The sequence below is a fragment of the Rathayibacter rubneri genome, assembly GCF_023743255.1.
Classification (GTDB): domain Bacteria; phylum Actinomycetota; class Actinomycetes; order Actinomycetales; family Microbacteriaceae; genus Rathayibacter; species Rathayibacter rubneri.
This window is the reverse complement of the sequence record NZ_JAMRYM010000122.1, coordinates 1-8,345: the sequence shown is the minus strand read 5'-3', so window position 1 is coordinate 8,345 and position 8,345 is coordinate 1. Positions and strand designations below refer to the sequence as shown.

Genomic DNA, 8,345 nt, shown 5'->3' with positions numbered 1-8,345 from the left:
GGGCTGAGGACGGCGGTGTCGGGGGTGTCGGCTCCGGAGGCGGAGGGTCGGCGGACGAGGGCGGGACCAGGGTGTCTGAGGGTCACGGGTACGGCTTTTCGGGTAGGCGGGAGCGGGGGCTCGGGCGTGCCTCCGCAGGACGGGTTCTGCGGAGGCGCGCCGAAGAGGGCCTGCGGTGCGCGGTGCGCGGCAGGGGGAGAGCCGGGTGGGCGCCACGTGTGCCGTCGGGGTGCGGCGTGGCGGTCTCAGTGTCTTTGCCCCACCCCGGGGGGACAAGACCCGCTTCAGGACACGTCCGGAAGCGGACACGGTGTCCCGGTCGGGATCAGCGTCGCAGCGTCTGGCGCGGGAGCTCGCCGAAGCGGCGGGCGTAGTGCTGGGCGAAGCGTCCGGCGTTGACGAAGCCCCAGTGTGCGGCGACGTCGCCGACGACGAGCTCGCCGGGAGCGGCGGCGCTCAACTCGTCGCGGGCGCGCTCGAGGCGCACGCCGCGGAGGTAGTGGCGCGGAGTGGTGGCGAAGGCGCGCTGGAAGGCCAGCTGGAGTCCGCGGGTCGAGAGCCCGGCGGCCTCGGCGATGTCGGCGACTCCGAGCGGGAGGTCGGCGTTCGCGTGCAGGAACTCGACTGCCCGGCGCAGGCGCCGGGCGCTCACGGTCGGCGGAGTGACGGGGAGCGGCACGACGCGGTGCACGAAGGCGCGCAGCACGGCCTGCGCCGCGAAGCGCGAGGCGGAATCGCGCTGCAGTGCGGTGGGCGCGTCGGCGACGGCGAGGGTGTCGCGCAGCCCGCGGACCGCGGCCCACCAGGGCGCCGGGTCGCTCACGACGGGGGCGAACAGGATCGGCCCCGGCTCGGTGCCGTGCAGCTCGGCCGCCGCGCGCTCGAGGTAGGCGGCCTCGAAGTGGACGAGCGCGTTCCGGTACTCGTGCGCCTCGAAGCCGAAGGGGCGGCCCGTCGGGAAGACGGCGGGCCGCCCGACGACGAGCCGGTTGTCGTCGCGCCCCAGATCGACGACGGCGCGGCCCTGGGTCAGCCAGAGCACGACGTAGACGCCGGCCGGATCGACGGAGCCGCGCACGTGGCCGAGGAACGACGCGGAGTGCAGGCTCACCGGGCCCTCGCCGGTCGTCGCGTAGCGGTAGGCGAACGGCGTCGCGGAGCGCTCGGCGCGGAAGCCGGAGCCGTTGTACCCCTGCTCGTAGAAGGCGCGGGCCTCGTCGAGGTCGCGGCCGCGGCGCTCGGACCGCCACACGGGGAGCGGCACGGCGGGGGTCCGCGGCGCGGACGGCGGAGTCATCCGCCGAGCATGCCGGTGACCACCGACATCGCGCCGATCACGGGACGAGCCCGCGGTCCATCCAGAACAGCCCGAGCGCCGCGACGGCGGCCGTCTCGACCATCGCCCCCGAGCGGACGAGCTGCGCGACCTCGCGGTCGGAGAACCACCGCTGCTCCATGTCGGACTCGGTCGCCTCGCGCGCGTGCTCGCCGTGCTCGAGCTCCTCGGCGAGGAACACGTCGACCGCCTGCGACACGAAGCCGTAGGCCTCGCTCAGGCGCCCCAGATGCCGGAGGCGTCCCGCGCGCAGCCCGGTCTCCTCCCGCAGCTCGGCGGCGGCGAGGGCGAGCGGGTCGCCGCCGGGGGAGCCGTGCGGCCAGCCGCCGGCCGGGAACTCCCAGGCCCGGCGACCGATCGGGTAGCGGAACTGCTCGACGAGCCAGAAGCCCTCGCCCTCGCGCGGCAGCACGAGGGCGTAGTCGTCGCGCTCGACGACGGAGTAGACGCCCGTGCTCCCGCCCGGCCAGAGCACCTCGTCCTCGCGCACGCGGATCCAGGGGGTCTCGTAGGCGATGCGGGTCGACAGCTGCTCGACGCGGGCCGCGGACGCGGTGCCCTCGCCGGTCGGCGGCTCGGCGCCGGAACGCAGATCGGGGCCGTCCGAACCGGACGACCCCGACGACGACTTCGCGTCACGCACGCTTCTGGTGCTGCTCCTCGACGAAGTCGGTGTCGTCGCCGTCGTCCTCGGCGTCGATCCACTTCGAGTAGTCCGGCTCGTCCGGGTGGCTGAGCTCGCGCTCGAGCGCACTGTAATCGACCGCCGGGCTGAACGACTTCAGCTCCCGGGCGATCTTGGTGTTCTTCGCCTTCTGACGGCCGCGCCCCATGGGTGACCCCCTCACGATGACAGGCCAGACGGGCGATGAAGCCGGCTGGATGTGTGATTGACAGAACAGGTTGTGATCGGTCCGAGCGGATGGAGAAGAGCCCGAACTGAGAACAGTGAAATCTACCCGGTAGTTTAGCAGACGGGGCACACGCCACTCCGGGGCTCCGGCATCCCGGCGGCGACCGCCCCTCGAGGACGTGGGGAGCGGCGTGGACACCACCCCCGATCCGCGCCCGGTCGTCGTCATCGGCGCCGGTCAGGCGGGCCTCGCGGTCGCCTACTACCTGCGCAGACTCGGCCTCGAGCCCGGTCGCGACGTCGCCGTGCTCGACCGGGGACCGTGGCCGGGAGGTGCCTGGCAGTTCCGCTGGGAGGCCCTGCGGCTGGGGTCGGCGCACCGCGTGCACGACCTGCCCGGGATGGACCGCATCGGCCTCTCCTTCGCCACTGCCGACCGCCGCCGTCCCGCCCGCGACGTGGTCCGCGAGTACTACGCGCACTACGAGGACGCCTACGGACTGGCCGTGCGCCGGCCGGAGGCGGTGCGCAGCGTCACGAGTGCGACGCCGGGCGACCGCTCCTCCGCTCTCGTGGTCGAGACCGACCGCGGGGTCGAGCGCGCTCGGATCGTCGTGAACGCGACCGGCACCTGGGGCTCGCCCTTCGTGCCGTACTACCCCGGCCGGGACCGGTTCCGGGGCGTCCAGATCGACACCACCGAGTACGTGCGCGCCGAGGACTTCGCCGGGAAGCAGGTCGTCGTGGTGGGCGGCGGCACGTCGGCGATCGGCTTCCTGCTCGAGCTCGAGCGCATCGCCCGCACCGTCACCTGGGCGACGCGCCGCCCGGTCGACTACCGCGACGGCGAGCAGCTCGCCCTCGAGTCGGCGGTCGAGGCGGTGCGCGAGCAGGACCGCGCCGCCCGCGAGGGCCGCGCCCTCCCGAGCATCGTCGGCGGCACGGGAGTGCAGCGCACCCGTCGCGTCGTGGCGGGCATCGAGCGCGGGGTGCTCCGCGAGCGCGGCGTCTTCCGCTCGATCGAGGAGGACGGGGTGCGCTGGCCCGACGGGAGCTTCACCCGTGCCGACGCGATCATCTGGGCGACGGGGTTCCGCCCCGAGCTGCGTCATCTCGCGCCGCTCGGGCTCCGCGAGCGCGAGGGCGGAGTGGCGGTGGCCGACGGGGCGTCCCTCACCGATCCGCGGGTGTTCTTCGCGGGCTACGGGCCGACGGCGTCGACGATCGGAGCGAACCGCTCGGGGCGCACGATCGCGCGCGCGGTGGTGGCGCGGCTGCCCTGAGGCTCGAGCGCGGCCGTCGCGTCAGAGGCGCCCGTCCCAATCGACCGGCACGACGGAGCCGCGGTGGCGGATCCCGTCGACCCGGATCGGTCCGGCGAGTGCGGGCGAGAGCGGTGCGACGACCAGCGTCTCCCCGCCGGGAGCGAGGCCGAGCGCGGCCGACAGCACGGCGACCGCCGACGCCGCCGACCAGGCCTGCGGGCGGCAGGCCGCGGGGTAGGGCACGGGGGCGGGCGACTCGTCCGCGGAGTCGCCGGAGTGCAGCTCGGGCATCCGGTAGCCGAATCCCTCGGCGGCGGCGAGGAGGCCGCGCGCGAGCGTCGTCGCCTCGGCGCCGAAGCCATCGCGGGCGAGCCCCGTGACGGCGATGGCGGTGTCGTGCGCCCAGACGGTGCCTCCGTGGTACGAGAGCGGCCAGTAGCCGTCGGAGTCGGTCGACATCGTGCGCAGGCCGTAGCCGGACGAGAGCTCCGGCGAGACCAGCAGCTCGGCCACGCGCGCGGCGCGGTCGGGGGGCAGGATGCCGGTGCCCAGCAGGTGGCCGATGTTGCTCGTGACGGTGTCGACGGGGCGCTTCTGCGCGTCCAGAGCGATCGCGGGGTAGCCGCCATCGGCCGTGTCGATCCAGAACGACTCGGCGAAGCGGGTCTTCAGCGCGGCGGCCCACTCACGCCAGCCGGAGCCGTCGAGGCCGAACCGGTCGAGCAGCGCCGCGCCTCCGATCGCCGCCTCGTAGGCGTAGGCCTGCACCTCGCAGAGCGCGATCGGACCCTCGGCGAGGGAGCCGTCGCGCCACTGGATCGAGTCCCCCGAGTCCTTCCAGCCCTGGTTGGCCAGGCCGTGACCGGTGGTGTCGACGTACTCCAGCAGGCCGTCGCCGTCCGAGTCCCCGGAGTCGCGGAGCCAGCGCAGCGCCGCCTCGAGCGCGGGCAGCAGCGCCTCGACCTCGGAGTCGGGGAGGCCCCAGCGCCACGCGTCGTGCAGCAGGCAGATCCAGAGCGCCGTGGCGTCGACCGTGCCGAAGTAGAGCGGCGGGAGCGAGACGCCCTCGCCGGGGATCTCGAGGGTCGTCGAGCGCAGCTCGTGCATGATCTTGCCGGGCTGCTCGGCGGTGGCGGCGACGTGCTCGGTGCCCTGCAGGCCGGCGAGCACGCGCAGGGTCGAGCCGGCGATGCCGGTGCCGAGCGGGAGCAGCATCCGCGCCGCCCAGATCGAGTCGCGGCCGAAGAGGGTGAAGAACCAGGGGGCGCCGGCGGCGAGGAACGGCTCGTCGGGGCGGTCGACGGTGACCATCCGCAGGGCGTCGAGGTCGTCGAGGGCGACCCGGCACCAGGAGGAGAGGCGGGAGTCGCCGGCCTCCACGGTCGCGCCGCTCCACTCCGCGGGCCCGGGTGCTCCGGCGACGACGGCGGCCGAGTCCTCCATGGCGATGCTCCACTCCACCTCCACGGCCCCGCGGGCGGGGACCACGACGTCCCACGAGAGGGTCGTGGTCGATCCCGCCGTGATGGCGGCGCCCTCGGCGCGCACGTCGGCGCGGGTGCTGCCCGAGGTGCAGACGACGGAGCCGTCGCCCGCCTCGGTGCGGACGTCGGCGTCGCCGCGCAGCCCGGCCTTCACGACGTGCACGAGGGAGAAGTCGGGCTCGAGCGCGAGCTCGAGACGGGTGGCGACGGCGTCGGGCAGAGCCGACTCGAGTCGGATGCTCTCGCGGAGCGAGCCGGCGGCGACCGTGCGCGTGCGGACGACGCGGAAGCGCGGATCGGCTGCGGCGTCGTCGAGGCGTCGGGCGAGGCCGGTGAAGCGGGCGGAGGAGGCGCCGTCGCGACCCGCCGCGATCGGCTCGAGGGGGAGGCCGCCGACGAGGAGGGCCGCGCCCGCGAGGACCCGGACGTCGCCGTGGTACAGCCCGTGGATCGGCTGCCCGCCCACCTCGCCCGCCTCGTCGCACCACAGCTGCGAGGGCGCGCGGAGGAGCACGACGGCCTCGTGGAGGAGGGGCTGGAGGGGCGTGCTGCTGCGGTCGTCGCGCTCGGTCGTCACGGTCGACTCCTCACTGAATCGTCGGTGCGGGGCGCGTCGTGCAGCGCCTGGGGGGGATCGGTCCGTCGGTGGCTGCCGGTTGACAGCACCGCGGTCGGAGGTAATGTAGCACTCGGATTGGATCGATCAAACCGGCGATCCACCAGCGGTTTGAACGATCAAAGCACCGGGACCCGTCGAGGAGGACGCATGGCACTGCCGACCGTCGAGGACGTGGCCCGCGCCGCCGGAGTCTCGCGCCAGACCGTCTCGAACGTGCTCAACAGCCCGTCGATCGTGCGTCCGGCCACCCGTGAGCGGGTCGAGAAGGCGATCGCCGATCTCCAGTACCGTCCGCACGCCTCCGCCCGCCGCCTGCGCACCCGCAAGTCGGGCACGATCGGCGTCCGGATGGACCGCGTGCTCGACGGCATCTCGGGCAGCCTGCTCGACCGGTTCCTCCACGCCGTCACCGAGCAGGCGGACGCCCGCGGCATGCGGATCCTGCTGTACACGGCGAGCACGCCCGAGGACGAGATCGCGCAGATCGGACGGCTCCGCGACGGTGCCGACGTGGACGCCTTCGTCCTCACCTCGACCTTCTACGGCGACCCGCGCACCGCGTGGCTCCGCGAGCAGGGCGTTCCCTTCGTCACCTTCGGGCGGCCCTGGGGGCTGGACGACCAGGGCGACCCGCAGCACCTCTGGGTCGACGTCGACGGCGCCTCCGGGGTCGAGCAGGCCAGCCGCCACCTCGCCGACGAGGGATGCGCGACGCTCGCGTTCTTCGGCTGGCCGAGCGGATCCGCGACCGGCGACGACCGCCGCAGCGGCTGGGAGCGGGTGATGGGGGAGCGGTTCCCCGGGGTCGCGCTGCTGCGGGCCGAGGCGGAGGACGACGTGCAGCAGGCCCGGTCCGCTGCGATCGCGTTCCTCGAGGCGAACCCCGAGGTCGACGCTCTCGTCTGCGTCTCGGACTCCCTCGCGCTCGGCGCCTCGATGGCCGCCGTCGCCGTCGGGCGACCCGACCTCTCGATCGTCGGCTTCGACAACACCCCGGTCGCCGCCGCCGTCGGCCTCTCGAGCGTCGAGCAGGACCTCGGCGCGGTCGCCGCCGGCGCCCTCGAGCTGCTCCTCGGCGAGCGCGGCGACGACATCGTGCACCGCGAGCTCGCCGCCGGAGAGGCCCATCGCCTCATCGAGCCGCACCTCGTCGTGCGCACGCCCCTCCACCTCTGACTCCCACAGCCCCGAGCACCTCCCGGTGCACCTCCCGATCACGAAAGGTCAGGCCATGACATCCACCTCCACCGCGGCACGCTGGGGTGCCGCGATCCTCGCGAGCGGCCTCGCGGTCGCGCTCGCCGCCTGCTCGAGCGGCGGCTCCTCCTCCGACTCGTCGTCCGACGCCGGTCTCACGGTCATGATCGGCTCGTCCGGCGACGCCGAGACGACCGCGGTCACCGACGCCGTGAACGCCTGGGGCGAGGAGAACGGCACCTCCGTCGAGGTCGTCGCCGCGAGCGATCTGACCCAGCAGCTCGGGCAGGGCTTCTCGGGCGGCAACCCGCCCGACCTCTTCTACATGAGCTGGGACCAGTTCCAGACCTACGCGAGCAACCGCTACCTCGAGCCCTACGCCCAGGACGCCGGCAACGCCGACGCGTTCTACCCGGCGCTGCGCGAGGCGTTCACCTACGACGACCAGTTCTACTGCGAGCCCAAGGACTTCTCGACCCTGGGCCTGGTCATCAACACCGACCTCTGGGCCGCTGCCGGTCTCACCGACGCCGACATCCCCACCGACTGGGCAGGACTCGAGTCGGCCGCCGCGAAGCTCACCGCGAACGGCGTGACCGGTCTCTCCTTCGGCGCGGAGTACGCGCGGATCGGCACCTTCATGAACCAGGCCGGCGGCTCGCTGCTGTCCGACGACGGCGGGACCGTCACCGCGGACACCCCCGAGAACGTGGCCGGGCTCACCGAGGTGAAGAAGCTGCTGACAGACGGGACGCTGAAGTTCCCGGCCGACCTCGACTCCGGCTGGTCGGGAGAGGCGTTCGGCAAGGGCGCCGCCGCGATGGTCATCGAGGGACCGTGGATCAACGGCGCGCTCGAGGCCGACTACCCGGACGTGAACTACACCGTCGCCGAGCTCCCCGCCGGCCCCGGCGGGAAGTCGACCTTCACCTTCAGCAACTGCTGGGGCATCCCGGTCGGCAGCGAGACCGCGGAGCAGGCGCAGTCGCTCGTCGAGGCCCTCACCGCCGATGAGCAGCAGCTCGCCTTCTCGGACGCCTTCGGAGTGATCCCCTCGACCGAGTCGGGAGCCGCGGAGTACGCGACGAAGTACCCCGAGAACGCCGCCTTCGTGACGGGCAACGACTACGCCGTCAGCCCCGTCGCCTTCGCGGGCGCCGCCACCGTGATCACCGACTTCAACTCGGCCCTCGAGGGCCTGGCGTCGGGCGACCCGGAGGCGATCCTCGCCGACCTGCAGACGAACCTGCAGGACGCGCTCGACACCGCGAACGCGAAGTAGCCGCCGGCCCCGGAGGCGTCGGGACCCGACCCGGCGCCTCCGGTCGTCCGCACGGTCTGCAGGCGCGTGCACGATCTGCAGGAGCGTGCGCGATCTGCAGGCGCGTGCGTGGTCTGCAGTCATCTGTCCGATCTGCAGGGGATCAGCGCGTTCCCGGGTCCTCCGAGCGGAGGAACGCCCTTTCCCGCGAGGATCCCCTGCAGATCGCACATCGATCCCCTGCACACGGTGCGGAGTCCTGCAGATCGGCACACCTGCAGATCGCGCCGACACCTGCGGATCGCACCCCCGAGCCCCGCACCCCGAGCC

Annotated in this window: 7 protein-coding genes; 3 read left to right on the top strand and 4 right to left on the bottom strand. The window is 73.7% G+C overall.

The genetic code is table 11. From position 1 onward, the window contains the following. Positions 1-325: 325 nt before the first annotated feature. Genes NB037_RS17485 through NB037_RS17475 form a run of 3 tightly spaced genes read right to left on the bottom strand, consistent with a single transcriptional unit; the run spans position 326 to position 2,169 of the window. Entirely contained in the window at positions 326-1,297 is a 972-nt protein-coding gene (locus NB037_RS17485) for a helix-turn-helix transcriptional regulator (protein ID WP_251948056.1), read from the bottom strand. A 37-nt stretch (positions 1,298-1,334) separates the two neighbouring features. Continuing rightward, on the bottom strand, positions 1,335-1,979 hold the full coding sequence (locus NB037_RS19965) for an NUDIX domain-containing protein (protein WP_251948054.1): 645 nt from the start codon (positions 1,977-1,979) through the stop codon (positions 1,335-1,337). Continuing rightward, positions 1,972-2,169: a DUF3073 domain-containing protein gene (locus tag NB037_RS17475; protein WP_055789263.1), complete on the bottom strand. Its 198-nt coding sequence runs from the start codon at positions 2,167-2,169 to the stop codon at positions 1,972-1,974. The genes NB037_RS19965 and NB037_RS17475 overlap by 8 nt, the downstream gene beginning before the upstream one ends. 211 nt (positions 2,170-2,380) lie before the next feature. Between NB037_RS17475 and NB037_RS17470 the strand changes: the two genes are divergently transcribed. After that, positions 2,381-3,472 carry an FAD-dependent oxidoreductase gene (locus tag NB037_RS17470; RefSeq protein ID WP_251948052.1) on the top strand — a complete coding sequence of 364 codons (1,092 nt, stop codon included), beginning with the start codon at positions 2,381-2,383 and terminating at the stop codon, positions 3,470-3,472. A 21-nt stretch (positions 3,473-3,493) separates the two neighbouring features. Here the strand turns inward: NB037_RS17470 and NB037_RS17465 are convergent, their stop codons facing one another. After that, positions 3,494-5,515, bottom strand: a complete 2,022-nt coding sequence (locus NB037_RS17465; protein ID WP_251948050.1) for a glycogen debranching N-terminal domain-containing protein — start codon at positions 5,513-5,515, stop codon at positions 3,494-3,496. Positions 5,516-5,704: 189 nt separating this feature from the next. Between NB037_RS17465 and NB037_RS17460 the strand changes: the two genes are divergently transcribed. Further along, positions 5,705-6,733, top strand: coding sequence for a LacI family DNA-binding transcriptional regulator (locus tag NB037_RS17460; RefSeq protein ID WP_251948048.1), 1,029 nt, complete (start codon positions 5,705-5,707; stop codon positions 6,731-6,733). Positions 6,734-6,788: 55 nt separating this feature from the next. Continuing rightward, on the top strand, positions 6,789-8,036 hold the full coding sequence (locus tag NB037_RS17455; protein ID WP_251948046.1) for a sugar ABC transporter substrate-binding protein: 1,248 nt from the start codon (positions 6,789-6,791) through the stop codon (positions 8,034-8,036). Positions 8,037-8,345 lie beyond the last annotated feature (309 nt).